The 18,872-nt window shown below is 68.0% G+C and carries 22 protein-coding genes and 1 tRNA gene; 9 read left to right on the forward strand and 14 right to left on the reverse strand.

Features of this window, described 5'->3' with window-relative positions; all coding sequences use genetic code 11:
- Positions 1-15 precede the first annotated feature (15 nt).
- Positions 16-91, forward strand: a tRNA-Ala gene (locus tag ACZ6O5_RS18165).
- 55 nt (positions 92-146) lie between these two features.
- Here the strand turns inward: ACZ6O5_RS18165 and ACZ6O5_RS18170 are convergent.
- The 11 genes from ACZ6O5_RS18170 to ACZ6O5_RS18220 form a co-directional block, all read right to left on the reverse strand.
- A complete protein-coding gene (locus tag ACZ6O5_RS18170; RefSeq protein WP_465978509.1) occupies positions 147-1,259 on the reverse strand; it encodes a tyrosine-type recombinase/integrase in 1,113 nt (370 codons plus the stop codon).
- Positions 1,260-1,294: 35 nt separating this feature from the next.
- Complete coding sequence (locus tag ACZ6O5_RS18175) at positions 1,295-1,492, reverse strand: helix-turn-helix domain-containing protein (protein ID WP_465978511.1); 198 nt, start codon at positions 1,490-1,492, stop codon at positions 1,295-1,297.
- Positions 1,492-3,249, reverse strand: coding sequence for a replication initiator (locus tag ACZ6O5_RS18180; RefSeq protein ID WP_465978512.1), 1,758 nt, complete (start codon positions 3,247-3,249; stop codon positions 1,492-1,494). Before ACZ6O5_RS18180 ends, ACZ6O5_RS18175 begins: the two co-directional genes overlap by 1 nt.
- 217 nt (positions 3,250-3,466) lie before the next feature.
- Positions 3,467-3,904, reverse strand: coding sequence for a hypothetical protein (locus ACZ6O5_RS18185; protein ID WP_465978514.1), 438 nt, complete (start codon positions 3,902-3,904; stop codon positions 3,467-3,469).
- Positions 3,901-4,515, reverse strand: coding sequence for a hypothetical protein (locus tag ACZ6O5_RS18190; protein ID WP_465978516.1), 615 nt, complete (start codon positions 4,513-4,515; stop codon positions 3,901-3,903). Before ACZ6O5_RS18190 ends, ACZ6O5_RS18185 begins: the two co-directional genes overlap by 4 nt.
- Positions 4,515-5,042: a hypothetical protein gene (locus ACZ6O5_RS18195; RefSeq protein ID WP_465978518.1), complete on the reverse strand. Its 528-nt coding sequence runs from the start codon at positions 5,040-5,042 to the stop codon at positions 4,515-4,517. The genes ACZ6O5_RS18190 and ACZ6O5_RS18195 overlap by 1 nt, the downstream gene beginning before the upstream one ends.
- Positions 5,039-5,227: a hypothetical protein gene (locus ACZ6O5_RS18200; protein WP_465978520.1), complete on the reverse strand. Its 189-nt coding sequence runs from the start codon at positions 5,225-5,227 to the stop codon at positions 5,039-5,041. Before ACZ6O5_RS18200 ends, ACZ6O5_RS18195 begins: the two co-directional genes overlap by 4 nt.
- Before the next feature lie 25 nt (positions 5,228-5,252).
- Complete coding sequence (locus ACZ6O5_RS18205) at positions 5,253-5,564, reverse strand: spread protein (protein ID WP_465978522.1); 312 nt, start codon at positions 5,562-5,564, stop codon at positions 5,253-5,255.
- Positions 5,561-7,201: an FtsK/SpoIIIE domain-containing protein gene (locus ACZ6O5_RS18210; RefSeq protein ID WP_465978524.1), complete on the reverse strand. Its 1,641-nt coding sequence runs from the start codon at positions 7,199-7,201 to the stop codon at positions 5,561-5,563. Before ACZ6O5_RS18210 ends, ACZ6O5_RS18205 begins: the two co-directional genes overlap by 4 nt.
- 265 nt (positions 7,202-7,466) lie before the next feature.
- A complete protein-coding gene (locus ACZ6O5_RS18215) occupies positions 7,467-7,673 on the reverse strand; it encodes a hypothetical protein (protein ID WP_465978526.1) in 207 nt (68 codons plus the stop codon).
- A complete protein-coding gene (locus tag ACZ6O5_RS18220; protein WP_107159292.1) occupies positions 7,673-8,071 on the reverse strand; it encodes a transcriptional regulator in 399 nt (132 codons plus the stop codon). Before ACZ6O5_RS18220 ends, ACZ6O5_RS18215 begins: the two co-directional genes overlap by 1 nt.
- Before the next feature lie 206 nt (positions 8,072-8,277).
- Here ACZ6O5_RS18220 and ACZ6O5_RS18225 point away from each other — a divergent pair, with 206 nt between their 5' ends.
- Both ACZ6O5_RS18225 and ACZ6O5_RS18230 read left to right on the forward strand, forming a co-directional pair.
- Positions 8,278-9,063, forward strand: a complete 786-nt coding sequence (locus ACZ6O5_RS18225) for a GntR family transcriptional regulator (protein ID WP_465978528.1) — start codon at positions 8,278-8,280, stop codon at positions 9,061-9,063.
- A 9-nt stretch (positions 9,064-9,072) separates the two neighbouring features.
- Positions 9,073-9,720: a 2'-5' RNA ligase family protein gene (locus tag ACZ6O5_RS18230; RefSeq protein WP_465978530.1), complete on the forward strand. Its 648-nt coding sequence runs from the start codon at positions 9,073-9,075 to the stop codon at positions 9,718-9,720.
- Positions 9,721-11,227: 1,507 nt separating this feature from the next.
- Here ACZ6O5_RS18230 and ACZ6O5_RS18235 read toward each other — a convergent pair.
- Complete coding sequence (locus tag ACZ6O5_RS18235; protein ID WP_465978532.1) at positions 11,228-12,373, reverse strand: ImmA/IrrE family metallo-endopeptidase; 1,146 nt, start codon at positions 12,371-12,373, stop codon at positions 11,228-11,230.
- A 91-nt stretch (positions 12,374-12,464) separates the two neighbouring features.
- The gene (locus tag ACZ6O5_RS18240) at positions 12,465-13,112 is read right to left on the reverse strand and encodes a hypothetical protein (RefSeq protein ID WP_465978533.1); all 648 of its coding nucleotides are present in this window, start codon (positions 13,110-13,112) and stop codon (positions 12,465-12,467) included.
- A gap of 601 nt (positions 13,113-13,713) precedes the next feature.
- Here ACZ6O5_RS18240 and ACZ6O5_RS18245 point away from each other — a divergent pair.
- From ACZ6O5_RS18245 to ACZ6O5_RS18260, 4 genes are all read left to right on the forward strand, one after another.
- Complete coding sequence (locus tag ACZ6O5_RS18245; protein ID WP_465978535.1) at positions 13,714-13,992, forward strand: hypothetical protein; 279 nt, start codon at positions 13,714-13,716, stop codon at positions 13,990-13,992.
- Between the two features lie 755 nt (positions 13,993-14,747).
- Positions 14,748-15,437 (forward strand): hypothetical protein, encoded by a 690-nt coding sequence (locus ACZ6O5_RS18250; protein WP_465978537.1) that lies wholly within the window; start codon positions 14,748-14,750, stop codon positions 15,435-15,437.
- Positions 15,438-15,844: 407 nt separating this feature from the next.
- Positions 15,845-16,147, forward strand: coding sequence for an ArsR/SmtB family transcription factor (locus ACZ6O5_RS18255; protein WP_465978539.1), 303 nt, complete (start codon positions 15,845-15,847; stop codon positions 16,145-16,147).
- Positions 16,144-16,530, forward strand: coding sequence for a VOC family protein (locus ACZ6O5_RS18260; RefSeq protein ID WP_405091798.1), 387 nt, complete (start codon positions 16,144-16,146; stop codon positions 16,528-16,530). Before ACZ6O5_RS18255 ends, ACZ6O5_RS18260 begins: the two co-directional genes overlap by 4 nt.
- Before the next feature lie 11 nt (positions 16,531-16,541).
- Here the strand turns inward: ACZ6O5_RS18260 and ACZ6O5_RS18265 are convergent, their stop codons facing one another.
- Positions 16,542-17,132 carry a dienelactone hydrolase family protein gene (locus ACZ6O5_RS18265; RefSeq protein ID WP_465978542.1) on the reverse strand — a complete coding sequence of 197 codons (591 nt, stop codon included), beginning with the start codon at positions 17,130-17,132 and terminating at the stop codon, positions 16,542-16,544.
- A 64-nt stretch (positions 17,133-17,196) separates the two neighbouring features.
- Here ACZ6O5_RS18265 and ACZ6O5_RS18270 point away from each other — a divergent pair, with 64 nt between their 5' ends.
- The gene (locus tag ACZ6O5_RS18270) at positions 17,197-17,778 is read left to right on the forward strand and encodes a helix-turn-helix domain-containing protein (RefSeq protein ID WP_465978544.1); all 582 of its coding nucleotides are present in this window, start codon (positions 17,197-17,199) and stop codon (positions 17,776-17,778) included.
- 143 nt (positions 17,779-17,921) lie between these two features.
- The gene (locus ACZ6O5_RS18275; RefSeq protein WP_465979058.1) at positions 17,922-18,869 is read left to right on the forward strand and encodes an L-threonylcarbamoyladenylate synthase; all 948 of its coding nucleotides are present in this window, start codon (positions 17,922-17,924) and stop codon (positions 18,867-18,869) included.
- Positions 18,870-18,872 lie beyond the last annotated feature (3 nt).

Below are 18,872 nucleotides of genomic sequence, written 5' to 3' on the forward strand. Positions count from 1 at the left end.
GCTGAGCGCCGCCTCGGGGCCCTAGCTCAACTGGCAGAGCACTGCCTTTGCAAGGCAGGGGTTAGGGGTTCGAGTCCCCTGGGCTCCACCAGCACTTTCCTCGGTTGATCTCGGTCCCGAGTACAGCCATTCGTACAGCCAAGCGGTCACGCCGACTCCTCCTCACCGAGAACGCGGTCGATGGCCGAGGCAGCCTGACGAGCCCGCGCCGGCAGGACGTGCCCATAGGTGTCGGCCGTCATTCGGATCGTGGAGTGCCCGAGCAGCTCCATCACCGTGCGCAGCTCCTCGCCCTGGTCGAGCAGGAACGTGGCGAACGCATGCCGCAGGTCGTGCAGGTGCAGCCAGTCCAGACCGGCCACCGCCCGAAGCTGCTCGAAGCGCCGGTTGACGTTCCGCGGCTCCATTGGGGTGCCGATCGTGCTGGCAAAGACCAACCCGAAGTCCGACCACAGCTCCCCCGCCGCGAGCCGTTCCTTGGCCTGCCGGACCCGCTGAGACTCCAACGCCCGCACCGCCAGCGCGGACAGCGGCAAGGGACGGCTCGACCGGTGAGTCTTCGGCGGCACGAACTCCACCCCGCGATCCGTGCGCTGAAGCGTCTGGCGGACGAACAGCGCTCTACCGGGCAGGTCGACATCCGACCAGCGCAGGCCCAGCAGTTCCGCCCGACGAAGCCCGGTGGCCAGCGCCAGCACGAACAGGGACTCCAGCCGCTCGCCGGTGAGCACCGACAGCAGCTCCTTGGCCTCTTCGGGAGTCAGAGCCCGTCGTTCGACCCGACCGAGGGCCGGTGGCTTGGCCGCCTTGGCGACGTTGCGCGCGACGAGGTCCATTCGCTCAGCGTCGGCTAGGGCGACGCGCAGCACCGCGTGCACCTTGATGATGCTGGCCGGCGCGAGCTTGCCCCGGAGCCCGGTGAGGAACCGCTGAACCTCCCGAGGCGTCAGCCGATCGAGCTTCACCCGGCCCAGCCCTGGCACCAGGTGCTTGGTCACGGCCAGGCGGTAGCGGACGAGTGTTGACGGTCGGGTGCCGTCGTGGGCCTTCACGTCCCTCAGCCATTCGGTCAACCAGGCTTCGACGGTCCGAGGCTGCGCGGTGAGGTCGACGCCGAGCTGGAGTTGGCGCCGCAACTCGTCGCGCTTGCGGACCGCTTCCGCCTCGGTCTTGGCGTAGACGTATTTCCGCTTCCGCTTTCCGTCGATCCACCCGAGGTCGATCACGGCAGCCCACACGCCCGGTCGCTGCTCGTACACCGAGCCTTCCCCATGAGCCCGACGACGACGGCCGGTCATGCCGCGAACTCCTCATCAGCCGACAGGAAGTCGTCTATCGCCGTCAGCGGGATCAGGCGAGCCCGACCAGCCTTGATCGACCGGAGACGGCCGGAGCGCATCAGCACGTAGACGGTGTCCCGGCAGACGCCCAGGAGAGCGGCAGCTTCGGCGGGCCGGACGCTCTTGGGAGCCACGGCACGGGGCTGGATCATCACGCACGTCCTTCCGGGGAGTCGAGGTCGGATCGGGTCGGAGCTGGCGCGACCTGCGCGGCCTTATCCCTCGCCGCGAGAAGGGCCGCCTTCCACTGCGCCCGTTGCGACAGCGCCTTGAGGAGCCGATGTTGCAGCGGCGGTAGGTCGGGGTCGTCGGGGCGGGCGAGTTCCCAGGCGTAGGCGGGCGGGTCGTCCTGGTCGACAGCCTCCGCATCGGTGGCGCCGACGGTGACGCCGAGGAGGTTGCGGACCCAGGCGCGGGCGTCGGCGCGGTGGTCGGCGAGGGTCTTTCCGGACCAGTCGCGGGAGACGAGGATGCGTCGGCCGCCGATGCCGAGGGTGGCCCGCTGGTGGACCTTTCCCTTGCAGCGGCCGGCTTGCAGACGCCCGTGTGCCTTCTTTGGCTGGATGCCGTAGAGCAGCCAGTTCGCGCACCGCTCGTTGCACGGCGTGACCCGGAGTTGATGCCAGAGCCGGTCGAGGTGGTCTCGCTGCCGGTCGCTGTCGGGCTTGTGGCAGTCAGCCGCGGACTTGGTGATGTACTTCGTGATGTAGCCGATCGTGCGATTCGCGTGCACGGTGCCGGGGGTCACACCTTCGGCGTGGACCTGCGGGCCGAACCTGACGACGTGGGCGGGTTGCGCGTCGGGGTCGGAGTCGATGAGGTCCAAGGCGTCAGCCCACGAACGCAGCGGTTCCCGGCTGTCCGGATCGACCCACTCCGCGCGGTCGGCATCCCAGACCGGGGGCCGGTCGAGGGTGTAGGCGGGTTCGTCGGCGGGAGGCCACCAGACTTGGTGGTAGGTGGCGGCGGCGACCTGGCGCAGCACCGCACGCGGGATCGTGCCGCGGATGGCGAAGTGCGCGTGTGGGGCGAGGCGTCGCTGGGGCTCGACGCAGCCGGCGTACTGGACGTTCCAGCCCGCGCAGCGGCGCAGGTTCTGCCAGAACCGGTCCAACAGCCGGGCGAAGTGCACCGCATCCCAGGCGGCCCGCCGGTAGTCGTACGTGCTCGGGTTGACGGGGGTGCCGTCGGGCAGGACCCGCCCGTAGGTGTCGAGGGTCAGCGACAGCCACATGGACGGCCGGTGTTCGGTGCCGTCCGGGGCGGTGTAGACCTTTCCAACCGTTCGCGGCTCGACCTTCTTGCGAGGTAGGTCGGGTGCGTCCTGGCGGCGGCGAGTGGAGCGCTTGCGCCGGCCGTGGTTGTCGTCGTCGTCCTGGTCGTGGGCGGGGGCGACAGTGCCGCGGAGTCCTTCGGCGGCGATAGCTTCCTCTACCTCCCCGATCGCCTCGTCGATGTCGGGGAGCTGGTCGAACTGGGCGGCGCGTTGGGCTTCGTCGCGGGCGAACTCCAGGTGCGCGCGTAGCAGGATCAGCTCGCGTTGCGCGTCGGTGGCGGGGTTGGGTGCGGGGGCGGGTTCGTCGGTGCGGTGCCAGCCCTCGCGGATCTGGGTCTGGCGTAGCCGGCGGGCGCGTTTGGCGCAGGGTTCGCATTTGTCTTCGCGGGTGGAGCCGCAGGGCAGGTCCACGACTTCGGTCAGGCCGGTGTGTAGGTCGGTGCGGCGCAGGGTGACCGGGTGCAGGCAGACGCCGTACTCGGCGGCCATCTCCGTGAGGACCTTGCGCGACATCGGCAGCGCGAGGCGAGCGGCACGAGTACCGGGCGCCGGTGCGACGTCGGCCGGGATGGTCACCGGACCGGCGGGCGGCACCGGGTCGGGGGTGAGGCCGGGCAGGGTCGGGGCGGTCATCGGGTCACCTCCGGAAGTTCGAACAGGGCAGCGGGTGTCGGGCCGATGGGTGTGGTGCGGGGTGGGCCGGCGTGGCTGGCCCAGCGGCGGGCGGCGGTTTCGTGGCGGGGGCAGGTGGTTTCGGCGCGGTAGCGGCCGGTGCCGGGGTGGCCGGCTTCGATGAGGGCGGTGGCCCACCTACGGCAGCGCGCGCAGTAGGTGGGCCGACCCGTGGCGGTCAGTGCCGGCATCCCGAGCAGTGCAGCCCGCCGCAGGTGGTCTTACGGCGCAGCAGCAACACGGCGAGGACGATGAGGACCAGGACCACGCCGACGGCGGCGGGTGCCGTCTGCTGGACGGTGTTCGCGACCTGGACGGCGAGGTAGCCGATCCCGGCCAGGGCACCGACGGCCGTGGCGGTGATGGCGGTGGCGGCGATGACCCGGCCCCGGCGCAGCCGACGCACCACCGGCGGGGCGGTGCGGGCGGTGTCGAGGAACCGGACGGTGACGGTGACCCGGCCGTCGGGGTGGTGGCGGGGGCGGTCGGCGAACATCAGCCGGCCTGACTCGCGTAGGACGGCGAGCGCGGCGGCGACTTCGGCGGGGGTGCCGACGACGCGGCGGGTCAGGGTGCGCGGCGGGGTGGGGGTGCGGTGGGTGAGTGAGCGGGTCATCGGGTCACCTCCGAGACGATGTGGCCGTTGCGCGGTGCCTGGACGACTGACGACACGAGCGCCGACCGGACCTGGCCGACAGCCGCAGCCGAGGACGGAGCGGGCGGGGCGAAGGTGGGCGCCGGGGTGGTCGGGATGTTGACGGGTTCGGCGTCGACGGCCTCCCGCGCGGGAGCCGGTACCGGTGCCGGGGTCGGCCGGGCGGGGGCGGGTGCCGGGGTGGGGGTGCCGGTGAAGACGAGCTTGGTCAGGGCCATGAACGCCAGCGCCGGCAGCGCGGACAGCAGCCACCCGGACGGGCTGGCATCCGCGACGGCGAGCTGGGCGGCGAGGGAGAACGCGGCGAAGGCCAGCATGAGGAACACCGGGTAGCCGATCGGCTGGCGGTGGCGTCGGCGTCGGCGGATGTCGAGCAGGCACGCGACCGGGACGAGGTCGGACAGGACGGCGTTGGCCCAGCCGAAGGCGTCGGGGGTGCCGTCGGGGACGTGGCGCATGGTCCAGTCGTGGACGTGGGAGAACGACGCCCATCCGGCGGTTCCGGCGACGACGAGGAGGATGAGGACCAGGGCGACGGCTTCGAGGCCGTCGGTGGTGAGGTAGCGGCGCATCAGCGGGCACCGTCCGTGCGCAGGGCCGGGTTCAGGTCGCGGGTCAGGTAGTAGGCGGCGAAGTCGGCATCACTGCCGGGGACCGGCTCGACTCCGGTGAGTCCTTCTTCGCGGATGCAGGCGTTGGCGCAGGGCAGGCAGCGGGGTGCGCCGTCGTGCCAGTGCGTGGCGGGCAGCAGGCAGTACGGGGTGAGGCAGCGGGCCGGGCCGGTGTGCTGGCGGCGGGGACGCGGCGCCGCAGCCGGGAGGTTCCGCTCCACGTGAGCCGGGGCCTGTGGGACGGCCGGCGTCGGCGTCGGCGTGGTGGGGGTGGGGCGGAGCCAGGCGTGCAGGTTGCGCAGGTAGACCGGGCCGTAGACGAAGCAGGAGGCCAGGAAGCCCCACTGGCGGGTGGCGATGGCGTAGGCCAGCCACAGTCCTTGGCCAGCGAGGCCGACGGCCCAGCCGGTCCAGGAGCGCTTGCCGGCCAGCCACAGGCCGGTGACGCCGACGGCCATGAGGAGCCAGGACCAGATCTGCGGGTTCATGCCGCCCACCCCCACGCTTCGGCGTCTTCGGCGGCAATCTCGGCGTGCTGGCGCAGCGCGGCGGCGATGACGTCAGCGGTGTCGGGGTCGGGGGCGCAGTAGGGGCAGGACTGGTCGGGGTCGACGTGGAGCAGGTCGAGGCAGGTCCGGCGGATCGGCCGGAGGTTGAGACGACGGGTAGCCATCAGGATCTCCAAGCAGGCAGGCGGGTCAGCGGGTGGTGGGGTTGACGTGCACGCGAATCCACTCCGGCGGCTCACCGGTCGACGCGACGGCTTCGGACAGGCAGCGCCACAGCGCCCACGCCTCAGCGGGGGTGAGGTACATGCGGCGGCGGCCGGCACCCACGGCGAGGTAGAGGTCGGCGTCCGGGGTGACCCGGACCGTCACCGGTACCGAGGCTTTGTCGACGTGCGGGGCACGCAGCCGGTAGAAGCGGCGCGGCTCCAGGGCCTGGTCCTGGTCGGGGTCGTCGGCGTAGGGCATCCGCACCGCAGCGCCCTCGGTCATCTCGTGGTTCATCGGGGGTCACTCCCGTTCGTGGCGTTGAGGTCCAGGGCGTTGAGCAGCGACGACGGCAGCAGCGGCGCGCCCTGCTTCGGCGGGGTCGGTCGGTAGGTGTGCCGGCCGTTGCCGGTGCGGGGCTTCGGGGCGGCCGGCTGGACGACGGGTTCGGGCTGCGTCTCCGGTGGGGCCGGGAACGTGGCGGTCATGTCGCGGATCACGTCGTCGGAGATGTAGGAGAAGCGGACGCGGGCGGGTTCGGGTTGGCCGTCGAGCAGGACGTAGGCCACGCCCTTGCCGGACAGTGGGATCTGATCCGCGAGTGCTCCGCGGTCGCGGGCGCCGTCTCCGAGGAGCAGGTCGACGTGGCCGCGTTCGGTCAGGCCGAGGGCGATGCGGGTCGGGAACAGGTCGCGCACCGAGACGACTTCCTTGCGCGGGTCCTGGGTCGCGGCAACGACCAGGATGCCGAGGCCGGCACCCTGCGACAGCAGCAACCCGAGCGCCTGAGCGATCCGGGTACGGATGTCGGAGTCAGGCAGGTACGCCAGCAGGGCGGCGATTTCGTCGATGACGACGACGATCAGCGGCTCATCGACGGTCGGGGTGTGGACGCGGGCTTTGCCGCGAAGGATCTGTTGACGGGCGCGCATCCGGGCCACGGCGTCTTCGAGCAGGTCCGCCATGCGGTGCCAGTCGTCATCGACGTAGCGGGAGAACAGCGGCCGGCCGATCGCCAGTTCCATGCCGCCCTTCGGGTCGATCGCCCACACCCGCACCAACCCCGAGCGGATACCGGCGGCGAGAGCGCGGAGTAGGGACCAGATGACGGAGCCCTTGCCCATGCGGGTGGCGCCGCCGATGAGCACGTGGGTGGCGAGAAGGCGGAAGCAGTACGCGGCCAGGTCCTCCCGCAGTCCCAGGGGCAGGGCGGTGAAGTCCGGGCGGGCCGGCACCGGCAGTGGAGCGACGATGCGGGTGAGCGGGTCGCGGCGGATGAACACGAGCCACACGTGCCGGGGCCGGTCCCGCAGCCGCACCCGGTCGATCAGCCGCAGCACGACGGCGAGACGGCCGGTGCGGTGCGGGGTTGGGTGGCGGCGGGTGGAGAAGACCCGGCAGTGGCGGGTGCCGAACGAGTAGGCCAGGTCGCGGGCCGCCTTCTGGTACACCTCCGGGTTCTGGCCCTTCGGCATCCGCAGCACCAGCTCGTCAGTGGCGTAGGAGCAGCGCACCGACAACAGCCGCGGCAGCACCTCCCCGCCGTCGTACTTCTTCACCAGCCCACACAGCGACATCACCTCGTGCCACTGACGCCGATACACCCACAACCGCCGCCACACCGAGACGGCCCGCAGGACAACGTGACGGTGGAACGAGTCCCGGCCCCGCCACCACCAGAAGCCGCCAGCAGCGGTAAGGACGACGGCGGCCAGGAGGTGAGGCCACCACCCGTAAGCGCGGTAGGTGTCGATGGCGAGCAGGACCAAGGCCACGAGCGGCCAGGCCCGCCAATGCCGCACCACGAACACGATGAGGCGCACCACGGCGGTGACGAGCCGGAGCAGGAGGAACAGAGCGGTGACGGTCCAGACCAGGGGCCACGGGGCGCTGATCTGGAACCGGCGGAAGTTGACCAGCGGCGCGCGCACCATCACGCCACCGCCTGACGGCTGTTGGTGTTGCGCTGCTCGATCCACGCCTCAGCGCAGACCTTGTGCACCGGCTTGCCCGCCGGGCTCCGACAAATCGCGGGCTTAGCGCAGATGACACACGGAACCGGCTCGCCGGCACCCGCACCGCGCGTCCAGTCCAGGACAACAGGCATGATGAACCTGCCCTTCCAGGCCGAGATGGGTTTTGAAGGGCAGCGGGGCGGCCGGCTTTCCTAGGGCATGGGCCGCCCCGCGCCACATCTGGTCAGTTCTTGGCGGACCCGCGAGCCCGCCGAGCCTGGTACTTCTCCTCCGGCGACGACTCCGCCAACGCCGCATACGTGGCGGCCCGCGCCTGCTCGAACTCCGCGCTCAAGATGTCGCGGTCGGCGGCCCGGTCTTCCGCGCGGGCCAGACGGATCAGCTTCGCCACCTGCTCCCGCCGCACCGGACCAGCGTTACCGGCGGCCATCAGGCGGCCTTCCCGCGCGTCTCAGCCAGGGTCTTCGGCGCCACCAACGCGGTGGCCCGGTAGGAGAACGCCAGCCGGCCATTCGAACCGACGTAAGGCGTCACGTTCAGGCCCTCGAACTCCACCCGCTCGAACGGACCCACCGGCGGCACCGGCTGGTGATCGGCCAGGATCTTGATCGCCACCTCACGCGACCGCGACCCCAACTCCGGGTCCATGTCCATCACCCGGCACTGCCACACCCGCTGCCCCGTCACCTTGTCCTTCGCCGGCGTCCGCTGACGAGTCACCTCGTTGAAGTCCTGCGCCTCAGCGATCGAGTCCGGCACGAACACCGCGCCATGCGGAAAGACCGCCTCGAACGGAACCGAGAACCGAGTACCACCACGAAGAGCCATCGCTCTCAACCTCCACGCGTCTCGAACGCTCCGTCTACTCATGTAGACCTATAGAGGACCGTAGCGGAGGTCGAGTGTGTCCACAAGTCCTCTACAGGACTCGGTTTGGCGCGAGGCGCGAGAAGCGCCGGTGCGTGAGCCGGCCAACGCACGTACAGTGAAGTAGAGGGGTTGTCCTTGAGAGGACCGACCGAGTTAGGACGGCGATGACCGACGACCTGGGCGCAAGGGCGCCCAAATACCTACAGATCGCAGCGGAGCTGCGGCGGAGTATCCGCGATGGCCAGATCAAGGTAGGCGAACGCCTGCCGGCCGAGACGGCATTGGCCGAGCGGTTCCGAGTAAGCCCGATCACTCTGCGTAACGCCATCGGCGTTCTCCGGGCAGAAGGTCTGATCGAGTCCCGACATGGTGTCGGCACGTTCGTGCGTGAAAGCCGGCGCCTTCAACGCCGCTCACGGCACCGGTATGGCCGGGCCAGAAGCGATCAGAAGCTGCTCACCGCTCATCTGCGTCACGAAATCGTGTTTGCAGGCCGGGCTCCGGTCGGAGGTGAGATCGCCGCAGCGATGGATCTGCCAGCCGGCACAGAGGTAGTGGTCCGTCGTCGGCACCTCTATGACCGAGAGACCGGTCGGCCCGAGGAGATCGGGGCGAGCTACATCCTCACCGAGGTTGCCGGCGGCACGTACCTCGAAGAGCCCAAGGTGGTGCCGAAGGCCCTGTTCCTCTGCCTCGAAGAGCTGAGCGGCAAGCGCTACACCACTGCCCGCGACCACTGGTTCTCCCGGCTACCCACCGCCGAAGAAGCAGCAGCGTTGGAGCTGCCGACGGGGGCGCCGGTGATGCAGGTGATCCACGTCGCCCGAGCGGAGGACGGCTCCCTGCTGGAAGTCTCCGAGTCGGTGTGGCCGGCGGATCGCATCGTCGTGATTGACGAGTACGAGGTGGAGCCGGAACCGGCCGAACCTGACGCTCCGTCCGAGATCTGAGGAGGCTAGGTGTCCCTCGCTGACCTTCCGCCCGGCCAGAACGCCGATCAGGTACGCAACCACTGGTGGTGGCGCCCTGGCTGGCACATCGGGCGGCGCTTCTTTGCCTTCCACATCACCTTCGACAACCAACCGGCTCTGCACGACCTGGCCGCCACGTACCGGACCGCTCTCGCTGAGATGCCCAGCCTGACCCTGATCCCGAACCAGTGGCTGCATCTCACCATGCAGGGCGTCGGCTTTACCGACGAGATTCAACCGGCTGTCCTCAGCCGGCTCGCGGAGGAGGCCCGAAACCTGCTAGCCGCTGTTCCGGCGTTTGAGGTGGAGTTCGGTTCGGCGATCGTCGCGGACGAAGCGATCGTCATGCCCGCCGAGCCTCCGCAGCCAGTGCAGGAGTTGAGGCGGCTGACGCGGACTGCGATAGGCCGCGTGTTCGGTGAGGAGCAGGTGCCCGAGAAGGCCGACAAGTTCCGGCCTCACGTCAGCATCGCCTACCTCACAGCAGACGGATCGTCAGCGCCCTACATCGAGACGGTCAGCCGGGCAAAGGTCGAGAAGGCCCGGGTGACCATCACCCATGTCGACCTCATCGAGATGCACCGCGATCAGCAGATGTATGAGTGGGAGACAGTCGAGATCTTGCCCCTCGCTTAGCCGGAGGCAGAGGCGGGAGCCCCGGGGATGCACAGTCAGCCCCGGGGCCCTGAGACTAAAAGACGATCTTGGACAGCTCAGCCAACAGCGCCGCGAGCCCTGTCAGTAGGACGCCGAAAGCGCTAACCAGCCCCGCCCGCTCGGCCGGGGACCAGGACTTCTTTTGGATATCCTTTCTGCTGGACCGAAGCTTCCGCCGCCAAACGATCGTTACCCTCATCGAACCTGCGCCTTTGCATCGTCGAAGTGCAGGTCTGGGGCGGCACCCGTGCCCTGCCAAGCTCGCCGTGCCGCCCCATCCCAAGCAGGCACTGCGCCCGCTCATGAACAGAAACGACGCGCTCTCGCGAAGGTCACACATCAGTTCGAAGGTCGCACTTTCTTGTGCGACTTTTTTTTTGGCGTTGCGGGGCGTTTTGTCATGTATGGACCGCATTTATGGGGCAAGTTTTCTTGCACATGCAAGTTGCATAACGCAAAGATGATCTAGATATTCATAGAGAATGACCATATTTGTACAAGTAATTAGCACCGAACGTCCTAGCCCGGTCAAGGCGTTCGCACACTACTGTCCGTTGTGTAACCTCCGTCACATTCCTAGTTCTCAAGGGCAATGGCAGGCGTGTTCCGTGGACCTGTTGCCCTGGAGCGGTATGCGTATCGGGGGAAGGCGTGAAGAGATGGTGTACGCCTGGGCAGATGGACCGTGAGAGGAGCCGCCGGAATCAGGAGGAGAGTGAAGGCGACCAGGCGCGAGGCGACATTGCGGCGACCCTCATCGACAGCGATGAGTCAAGGCGGTTCGCAGGGCAGCACCGGTCGGCGGCGACCGGGGTGGCGTTGTTGTGGTGCCGGCCGGGGTCGACTCTGCGCGCTGTCCGTGATCTGTTGCCGAATTGGCCTGTACTAGATCAAGCGCGTTCCGCGCGGCGCGGGCCGGGGCGCGGCAAACGGCTCCTGCGGAGCCGCCGCCCCGGCCGCCTACGGCGCCGGGGCGGAAAATCAACCGGCCCGAACCCCACGCCCCGCCCCGCGCGTCACACCTGGGTCAGTGAGGTGACCCGGTGACGAGTCCCGAAGGACGACCAGGCCCAGGCGGACACGCTTCTACCCGATGCCGGCGATCCCGAAGCAGCACGAGATCCGGCAGGCCAACCGCAGCGGACGAAGTTGCCGAACGGTTCCGCACGGTCGCTCAGGCCCAGGGTGGGGAAGGGGTGGAGGTGGGTGTGGGGGTGGTGGGGTGAGGGAGAGGGCAAAGTTGGAGCTGTGCCTCCGGCGGGGGCCAGACGACTCCAGGATGGAGTTGCCGAACGTTCCGGTGGGTGGGTGGTTGAGGTGGGATGCCATCCCGCCAGCCACCGACCCAGGCAAGCCGAGCAGACCAGGGCCAGGGCGACAAGGTCGTTCAGACAGTGGTGTGCTCCACCTTGTCACCCTGGCCCTGGTCTGCTCCACGTTGTGTGGGTCGGCGGCAGACGGGATGGCAGCTAGGGTCTAGCCCTGCTTAGGCTTCACGCCGCCATGCGGCCAAATTCACCACGTTGCTCATGGGACGCTCCTTCGGAGTCGGCTTCTCGTGGCCACCCAGACTTTTCTCACGCTGGCCACTAATCATCGATGCGATGAGATCCGAGGGCCACAATCCAGAAAGCTGAGCGACTGCATGAGGTGCGGCAAAGCCTAGACAGCGCTCCATCCAAGTTACCAGGAGCCGCGGCTTTTCGACTTCACGAGAGTCCCAGCCCGGCTCATCTCTTCCCCAACTTCGTCCAGTGGAGCTATTAGTGCGTGTGTACAACTGTCGCCGCAATGTCTCGAACCGCTCGGAATCGATAAGCCTGTTCGAGTGCAGGTGGGTGATCAATGCGCCTAGGGAAATCCCCCATTTGAGTTTCAACTCAGTCAGTGAAGCGAGCGTCACGTGGGACGGTAGCTCTACCTGAATCGCATCCGCTGGTGCAAGTAGTTCGCTGGCGAATAAACTCGCTTGCTCTTCCGACTGCTCATTAACGCCTTGTGCATGAAGCGTGACATGACCAATCTCATGGGCGACGGTCCAACGTACTCGCTCCCAAGAATGATTGGCACGAATTACCGTTACCGGTCTATCCCCATGTTGTCCTACGCGGGCCGAATATCCGAGATGCTTCTCGGTAACCGCTTCATAGTCCGCTTCATCGGGATCATGAAGAGCCACAGGCCTGGTGCTGCCACGCATCACTACGGGCACCCCGGCTCTCTCAGCTAGATGCGTTAGGTGCGGGATGGGCTGGTCATCTCCCACTCCTAGGCTCCTGCGCACCTCCGATGCTGCCTGAGCCGCCGGGGTGGTCGAAGGCATTGAGGGTATCTTCACGGGCGGAAGTCGATGATGGTCGTCCAGCCATTCGAGCACTTCGCCCACGCTCCTCGCAAATTCTGCGAGGTAAGACTTCTCTTTCTTTGGCGTAGCCACAGGCGCTCGAAACAGCAGATCCTCCGGCGCTAGTGCAGCCGGAGGCGTTTGCTGGAAATATTTCTCAGGAAAGTCGAGTAGTTGACTTACTTCCGCTAGTTGCGCCGGATGAAGGTATGACTTTTCCGCATATTCTAGGCGGGTCTGCTTGGAAGCAGGCCAGCCGATTTTAGCGGCGACGTCGGACGACTTCATGCGGCGAAGGATACGGGCGGCGCGAACGCGATCACCGTACACGGTAATTAGCATGACCTGTCACCGACGATTCTTTCATTTAATAGGAAATTTATGCTGGTTCGTCGCCGGTTCCTTCGTTGGGGAAAAGGTCGTCGAAGTCCAGGTTGATGGCCGGCTTGCTCGACTTCTTGGCGTAGAGATCGGGCGAGCCAATAGGGATGGGAAGGCGTCCGAAAACGCGAGGGGCGTCCACTTCCTTCTCCAAGGCGCCGAGCCAAGCTTTGCGGAGTGACTGAGTTCGAGGATCCGCATCCCAGAGCACTGTTGGCTCCCATGACGCGGCAAGCCAGTCCGTCCCGAAGAGGGTGGTCTCCTCGGGGTGCGTGATAGGGGCCAGGAGCGTGTCGGGGTTGGTGACCGAGACCAGCTCCCGCTTCTTGCTGCGCTTCCGCGGATGCTTGCGAACCCGGATCGGGACCTCCCGCGGGTCGTACAGCACGACGGAGCAGTTGCCCCCTTCGTGGGCCTCCAAGCCTGAGCCCGCGAACTCCGGCTGCGTCGTGTGCCAGAGCACGAGGTTCCGGACGTTGGTCGCCAGCACCACGCCGCGCAGCTCCTGGGGCTGGAACTTGGCGGCGCTCTGCGCGTAGGTCTCCTGGATCGCTGCATCCAACGCTGCCGTCACGTAGAGCAAGCCTTCGCTGTTCCGCTCCTCGATCTCGACCAAGACCTCGCGGATTCGGGGGTGTAGTTCCACGCATGAAATTTTGCGGGTCGATAGCTCCACTTGCAACGAGGTGGCCGCGCGACACGCCGACGTTGTTGGTGTTCAGGGAGGTGATTAGGGCTGATTGCATCCTTTGAGGCATTAGATCACTTGTTCGGAAGGGAGGGGTTGATCATGAAGATACCTCAGGATGGCAGCCTTGGCCACGCCCGAAAAGAACCATATGCGGGATAGTGGCGAGATGACTGAGTAGGGCTCAAGGTGCCTGGCGAGATCGCAAGGCACTGGCTGCTGTCGGCGCCACTTCTATACGTGGCTGTACAGCCATTCGTACAGCCAAGCCGATCGACGAACGCCGGCCGAGGGCGACGGAAGTCGACACGACGAGCAGGTCAGCAGCAGTCATCGACGCTGGCCGACATGAGGCTTGATCTTTGCAAGGCAGGGGTTAGGGGTTCGAGTCCCCTGGGCTCCACCAGCACGTTCCTCGGCTGATCTCGGTCCGAGTGCAGCCAAGCGGTCACGCTGTCCTCTCCTCACCGGGGCTCGGGTCGATGGCAGCAGAGGCAGCCTGACGAGCCCGCGCAGGCAGGACGTGCCAGTAGGTGTCGGCCGTCATCCGGATCGTGGAGTGCCCGAGCAGCTGACCCTGATCCCGAACCAATGGCTGCACCTCACCATGCAGGGCATCGGCTCCATGACCGTCGCGGACGAAGCGATCGTCATGCTCTGCCGAGTGTTCGGAGCACCGCGGACGGATTCAGCGCCCTACATCGAGACGGTTAGCCGCGTCGAGGCCGAGAAGGTCCGTGTGACGATCACCCATGTCGACCTCATCGAGACGCACCGCGATCGGCAGATGTACGAGTGGCAGACGGTCGAGGGGCTTCCACTGAGCCAGGCGGGTTGATCAGGTAGAACGATGCCGCGAGTAGGTCGCTTGCTCTGCGGCCTACTCCATGCGGCGGGCCGGAGAGGTGAGCGACCTCTCCGGCCCTGTGCTTAGAGAAAGATCTTCGCGACTTCGGCCAACAGGGCGGCAAGTCCAGCCAACAAGGCAGTCAGAGCACCGAGAATGGCCACCCATTCAGTCGCTGACCAGGTCTTTCTGGGTACATCCTTCCGCTTCTCCCGAGACTTTTTGCGTCGGACGTTCGTTACGCTCATCGAGCCTGCGCCTTTGCATGGTCGAAGTTGCAGGTGTGGGGCGGCACTGGTGCCCTAGGAAGTCGCCGTGCCGCCCCATCCCAAGCAGGCGCTCTGCCTGCTCTCTCCTCAGAACGACTTGGATGGTCGAAAGTGACCTCCACTCGTGGACATCTCAAAAATTTGTGCGACGCCAAAGGTGTGCCGCCGGATAATTTATACACGCATGGCCTGTTTTAAACACTCAAACCTTTTTGCACGTGCAATTTGCATCCTGCAAAGATGATCTAGCTGTTTGGGACGAATTGATATGGGATAGCCACCTTCTGCCGTCCGCCCACTGCCGGGACCAGCTTCGATCCGTGAACGGGTCGTTCCGGCTGGCGGCGAATAGCAGCGGCACATTCCCGACGGTCATGACTGCCTGGATCGTTCACACCCCGGCGACCGGGCCCGGGAGCCGCTCTGAGTCGCCGGCGATTGCTATTCTCGCGGCCACGATCGCTTTGGGGAGCATGGATGAACACGGTGGTACGTGAGGCCGCAAGCCTGCTGATCGGTTTGACCGGCATCGTGCTGCTGGCCATCGGGCTCAACCAGGTCATCGACATTGGTAGCTGCGTTTCCGGCGGCTCGTACGAGGTCGCACGTCCTTGCCCCGAAGGCTCGGACACCCTGTTCTGGCTGTCCTTCGCCGGTGCGATCATGTGGATCGCGGGCATGCTGGTGAGCACGCGGATCTTCACACCGGGTGCCGGACAGGTGCTGTGGGTCGTCGGCTTCGCCGGTGGCGGCGCCGCCATGCTCATCAAGGCGTTCACCCAGTCGTCGCTGCCACCGGACGCGAAGCTCGGCACCACCATCGCCGGCGCGACATTCCTGGCCAACGGCCTGGTCCTCGGCGTCGTCGGCATCGTGCAGCTGGTCAACCGACGGCGCCGCCCAGCGCCGCCGGAGAAGCGCGCGACCAGCGGCACGCGACGCTCGGATCCGTGGACCCGGCTGAAGGGGCTCAACGATCTGCGCAGCACCGGGGCCCTGACTCGCGCCGAGTACGACGTCCTCAAGGCCGAGCTCGACGGATCGCCAGCCGACGGCAACCGCTTCACCGTGATCCGGCAGCTGGCCGCGAAGCGGAACGCGGGGGCGCTGAGCACCGAGCAATTCGAGGCCGCGAAAGGCCGCGTCATGCGGGGTGAGCAGGCGTAGTCGGCTCCGCCCGGGAAACCGGACCTCGATCTGCGTGACTGATGGGCACAAGCGCATCAGTCTTCCCTGATCACTGTCCGTGAGCTGGGGGCCCTCACAGCAGCAGACAATTGCGGCGGACAGCATCAGCACGGCGATCTGTCCGCATCACGATGATCTGTCACTGCACCCGGCATCAAGGGTTCGAGTCTCGTGGACTCCACTCTTCGGCGGGTCAGCGGATGACCGTAGACGAATCGCGAGCCTGCGGCAGCATCGTCCGCCAGGACTACGCGCCGAGCTAGCTACATCAGCGGTGCCGGCCATGGAGGGGGCATCACGTTCCGTAGCGGAGCCGACGGCACGTCGACGAGGTCGAATCCACCTGGCGGCAGGTGGTCCCTTGATAGGTAAGCCATGACTTGCCTATGGTGGTCGACGTGGGTGATCTGTACCAGGCGCTGGCCGACCACACCCGCCGCCTGATCCTCGACGAGCTGACCGAGCGCGACGGTCAGACGCTGTTCGAGATCTGCGGCCGGTTGGCCACCAAGCACCAGGTCGGCTCGTCCCGGCAGGCGATCTCCCAGCACCTCGACGTGCTGGAGGCCGCCGGCCTGATCGTCACGCGCCGGCAGGGCCGGTACAAGTTCCACCACCTCGACACCCGGCCGCTGCGCGCCATCACCGAGCGGTGGCTCAGGCCCGAACCCAACCGGGAGACCCCATGAGAATCAACCTGACCAGCGTGTACGTCGACGACCAGGAGAAGGCTCTGCGCTTCTACACCGACGTGCTGGGCTTCCTGAAGAAGACGGACGTGCCGACCGGCGAGCACCGCTGGCTGACCGTCGTCTCGCCGGACGCTCCCGACGGGGTCGAGCTGCTGCTGGAACCGGAGGCCCACCCGGCCGCCAAGGCGTTCAAGGAGGCCCTGGCGGCCGACGGCATTCCCTTCACCCAGTTCGCGGTGGACGACGCGGCGGCCGAGCACGAGCGGCTGCGACAGCTCGGTGTGCTGTTCACGCAGGAGCCGGTGGACATGGGGCCGGTGGTGACCGCCGTCTTCGACGACACCTGCGGCAACCTCATCCAGATCGCCCAGTACCGGTAGCGGGCGAGCGGTCAGCCCAGCCGGTCGAGGAGGTCGCGGCTGCGGGTCACCACCAGCGCGGTCGCCTCCGCGTCGTACGACGGGAGCGAGCTGTCGGTGAACAGGTGCCGGTCACCGGGGTAGACGAACAGCTCTCCCCGGTCCGGGCCGACGATCGAGACCAGTTCGCGGGCGGCATCGACGTCACCCTCCAGCCCGAAGAACGGGTCCCGCTCCATGCCGTGCACCTGCACCGCCACGCCGTCGGGCCAGGGGCCGATCGCCCATTCACCGGTGACCGGCAGGCAGGCTTCGTAGAGCAGGGCGGCCCGCGCGCCGGGCCGGGTCTGGGCGAGCCGTTGGGCGATGGCGGCGCCCCAGGAGACGCCGGCGTGGACCAGGTCGGGGCGCAGGTCCGCGGCGACCCGGTCGGCACGCTGGTCGAGGACGTCCCTCCCGATGCGTTTGACCAGCGCCGAGCCCTCCTCGACGCTGGCCGGACGCTCGCCGTCGAAGAGGTCGGGGAGGTGCACGGTGTGCCCGCCGTCGCCGAGGGCGTCGGCGAGGGCGCGTACGCCGTCGGTGAGCCCTTGCAGGTGGTGGAAGAGGAGGATCTCGGCCATCTCTAGACTCCCAATTGTCGGACCGGAATCATCGAACGAACCAGAATATTAGAACGGTCGAGAAATGTCGGTCAATAAGCGGGTCCCGGACTACGACCTCGACGACCTGCTCGTGGTCACCGCGCCCGAGCAGTTGCGTGCGCTCGCCGACCCCCTGCGCGGCACCCTGCTGGAGCTGCTGCTGGAGCGTGCGGCCACGGTCAACGAGCTGGCCCGCGCCGTCGACCGGCCGAAGAGCAGCGTGGCCTACCACGTGAACCAGCTCGTCGACGCCGGGCTGCTGCGGGTGGTGCGTACCCGCCGGGTCCGGGCCATCGAGGAACGCTTCTACGGCCGGGTCGCGCGCACGTTCTACGTCGGCGTGCTCAACCGGCCCGAGGACAAGCAGGTCGTCGCCCGGATCAACGGGTTGGCCGAGGCCGCGGCGGAGGCCGCCGCCGCGCACGCCGCCGACGAGCTGCGGTGCACGCTGGTGCACGCGCGCATCCCGATCGAGGACGTGCGGGAGTTCTGGGCGGAGGTGCAGGCGCTGGCCCGACGGTTCGCCCAGATCCCCCGCGCCGGTGACCAGGTCTACGGCTTCGCCGCCGGCCTCTACCCCACCGACGCACCCACCCTCCCTGACCCGGACCACCCCGCCGACTGACTGCGGTGATCATGAAGTTGGCGGCGGTGAAACGGACGAAACGTGCGGCCAACTTCATGATCACCGCAGTGCGGCGGGGCCGGGACGGGACGGGGAGCGGGGCAGGCTAGCGTCGCAGCGTGAGCAACGGATCCCCGCGTGTCCTGCCGGCCGGCAGCGGCATCGACGAGGCCGCCGCCGTCCTACGCGCCGGCGGGCTGGTCGCGTTCCCCACCGAGACGGTCTACGGGCTGGGCGCGAACGCACTCGACGCCCGGGCCGCGGCGCGGATCTTCGAGGCGAAGGCGCGGCCCAGCTTCGACCCGCTGATCAGCCACCTGGCCGACGCCGCCGACCTGCCCGCGCTGGTCGGTGCCGTGCCGCCGGCCGTGGACGCGCTGGTGCGGCGGTTCTGGCCGGGTCCGCTCACGCTGATCGTGGACCGGCCGGCGACCATTCCGCCGATCGTCACGTCCGGCCTGGACACGATGGCCGTCCGGGTGCCCGACGAGCCGGCCGCCCGGGCGCTGATCGCCGCCGCCGGCGTGCCGGTGGCCGCGCCGAGCGCCAACCGGTTCGGCCAGCTCAGCCCCACCCGGGCCGAGCACGTGGTGGCCGGGCTGGGCGGCGCGGTGGACGTGGTGCTCGACGGCGGGCCCACCCGCTGCGGCATCGAGTCGACGATCGTGGACGCCCGGGGCGAGCGGCCGGTGGTGCTGCGGTTGGGCGCGCTGCCGGTCGAGGCGCTGGTCGAGGCCGTCGGGCCGGTCGAGATCCGCCAGGGCAGCTCCGGTCAGCCGGTCGCGCCCGGGACGCTGGCCGCGCACTACGCCCCGCGTACCCCGTTGCGGTTGGGTGCGGCGGACGCGCGCGACGGCGGCCGGCGGGGATTCCTGGCCTTCCGGGAGCCACCGGCGGACGGCGACTGGGCGGCGGTGGAGGTGCTGTCGCCGGCGGGAGACCTGACGGCTGCCGCCGCGCGGCTCTTCGACGCGTTGCACCGGCTCGACGCGGCCGGGGTGACCGAGATCGTCGCCGAGCCGGTGCCCGACGAAGGGGTCGGGCGGGCGATCAACGACCGGCTGCGCCGGGCTGCCGCCACCTGGCAATAGGGC

It is taken from the genome of Micromonospora sp. NPDC049201, from assembly GCF_055586805.1.

Excerpts from the sequence above, each read along its gene's own strand:
- ACZ6O5_RS18175 (WP_465978511.1), bottom strand. The coding sequence starts at position 1,492 with ATGATCCAGCCCCGTGCCGTGGCTCCCAAGAGCGTCCGGCCCGCCGAA.
- ACZ6O5_RS18180 (WP_465978512.1), bottom strand. The coding sequence starts at position 3,249 with ATGACCGCCCCGACCCTGCCCGGCCTCACCCCCGACCCGGTGCCGCCC.
- ACZ6O5_RS18185 (WP_465978514.1), bottom strand. The coding sequence starts at position 3,904 with ATGACCCGCTCACTCACCCACCGCACCCCCACCCCGCCGCGCACCCTG.
- ACZ6O5_RS18190 (WP_465978516.1), bottom strand. The coding sequence starts at position 4,515 with ATGCGCCGCTACCTCACCACCGACGGCCTCGAAGCCGTCGCCCTGGTC.
- ACZ6O5_RS18195 (WP_465978518.1), bottom strand. The coding sequence starts at position 5,042 with ATGAACCCGCAGATCTGGTCCTGGCTCCTCATGGCCGTCGGCGTCACC.
- ACZ6O5_RS18200 (WP_465978520.1), bottom strand. The coding sequence starts at position 5,227 with ATGGCTACCCGTCGTCTCAACCTCCGGCCGATCCGCCGGACCTGCCTC.
- ACZ6O5_RS18205 (WP_465978522.1), bottom strand. The coding sequence starts at position 5,564 with ATGAACCACGAGATGACCGAGGGCGCTGCGGTGCGGATGCCCTACGCC.
- ACZ6O5_RS18210 (WP_465978524.1), bottom strand. The coding sequence starts at position 7,201 with ATGGTGCGCGCGCCGCTGGTCAACTTCCGCCGGTTCCAGATCAGCGCC.
- ACZ6O5_RS18215 (WP_465978526.1), bottom strand. The coding sequence starts at position 7,673 with ATGGCCGCCGGTAACGCTGGTCCGGTGCGGCGGGAGCAGGTGGCGAAG.
- ACZ6O5_RS18220 (WP_107159292.1), bottom strand. The coding sequence starts at position 8,071 with ATGGCTCTTCGTGGTGGTACTCGGTTCTCGGTTCCGTTCGAGGCGGTC.
- ACZ6O5_RS18225 (WP_465978528.1), top strand. The coding sequence starts at position 8,278 with ATGACCGACGACCTGGGCGCAAGGGCGCCCAAATACCTACAGATCGCA.
- ACZ6O5_RS18235 (WP_465978532.1), bottom strand. The coding sequence starts at position 12,373 with ATGAAGTCGTCCGACGTCGCCGCTAAAATCGGCTGGCCTGCTTCCAAG.
- ACZ6O5_RS18250 (WP_465978537.1), top strand. The coding sequence starts at position 14,748 with ATGAACACGGTGGTACGTGAGGCCGCAAGCCTGCTGATCGGTTTGACC.
- ACZ6O5_RS18255 (WP_465978539.1), top strand. The coding sequence starts at position 15,845 with ATGGTGGTCGACGTGGGTGATCTGTACCAGGCGCTGGCCGACCACACC.
- ACZ6O5_RS18260 (WP_405091798.1), top strand. The coding sequence starts at position 16,144 with ATGAGAATCAACCTGACCAGCGTGTACGTCGACGACCAGGAGAAGGCT.
- ACZ6O5_RS18265 (WP_465978542.1), bottom strand. The coding sequence starts at position 17,132 with ATGGCCGAGATCCTCCTCTTCCACCACCTGCAAGGGCTCACCGACGGC.
- ACZ6O5_RS18270 (WP_465978544.1), top strand. The coding sequence starts at position 17,197 with ATGTCGGTCAATAAGCGGGTCCCGGACTACGACCTCGACGACCTGCTC.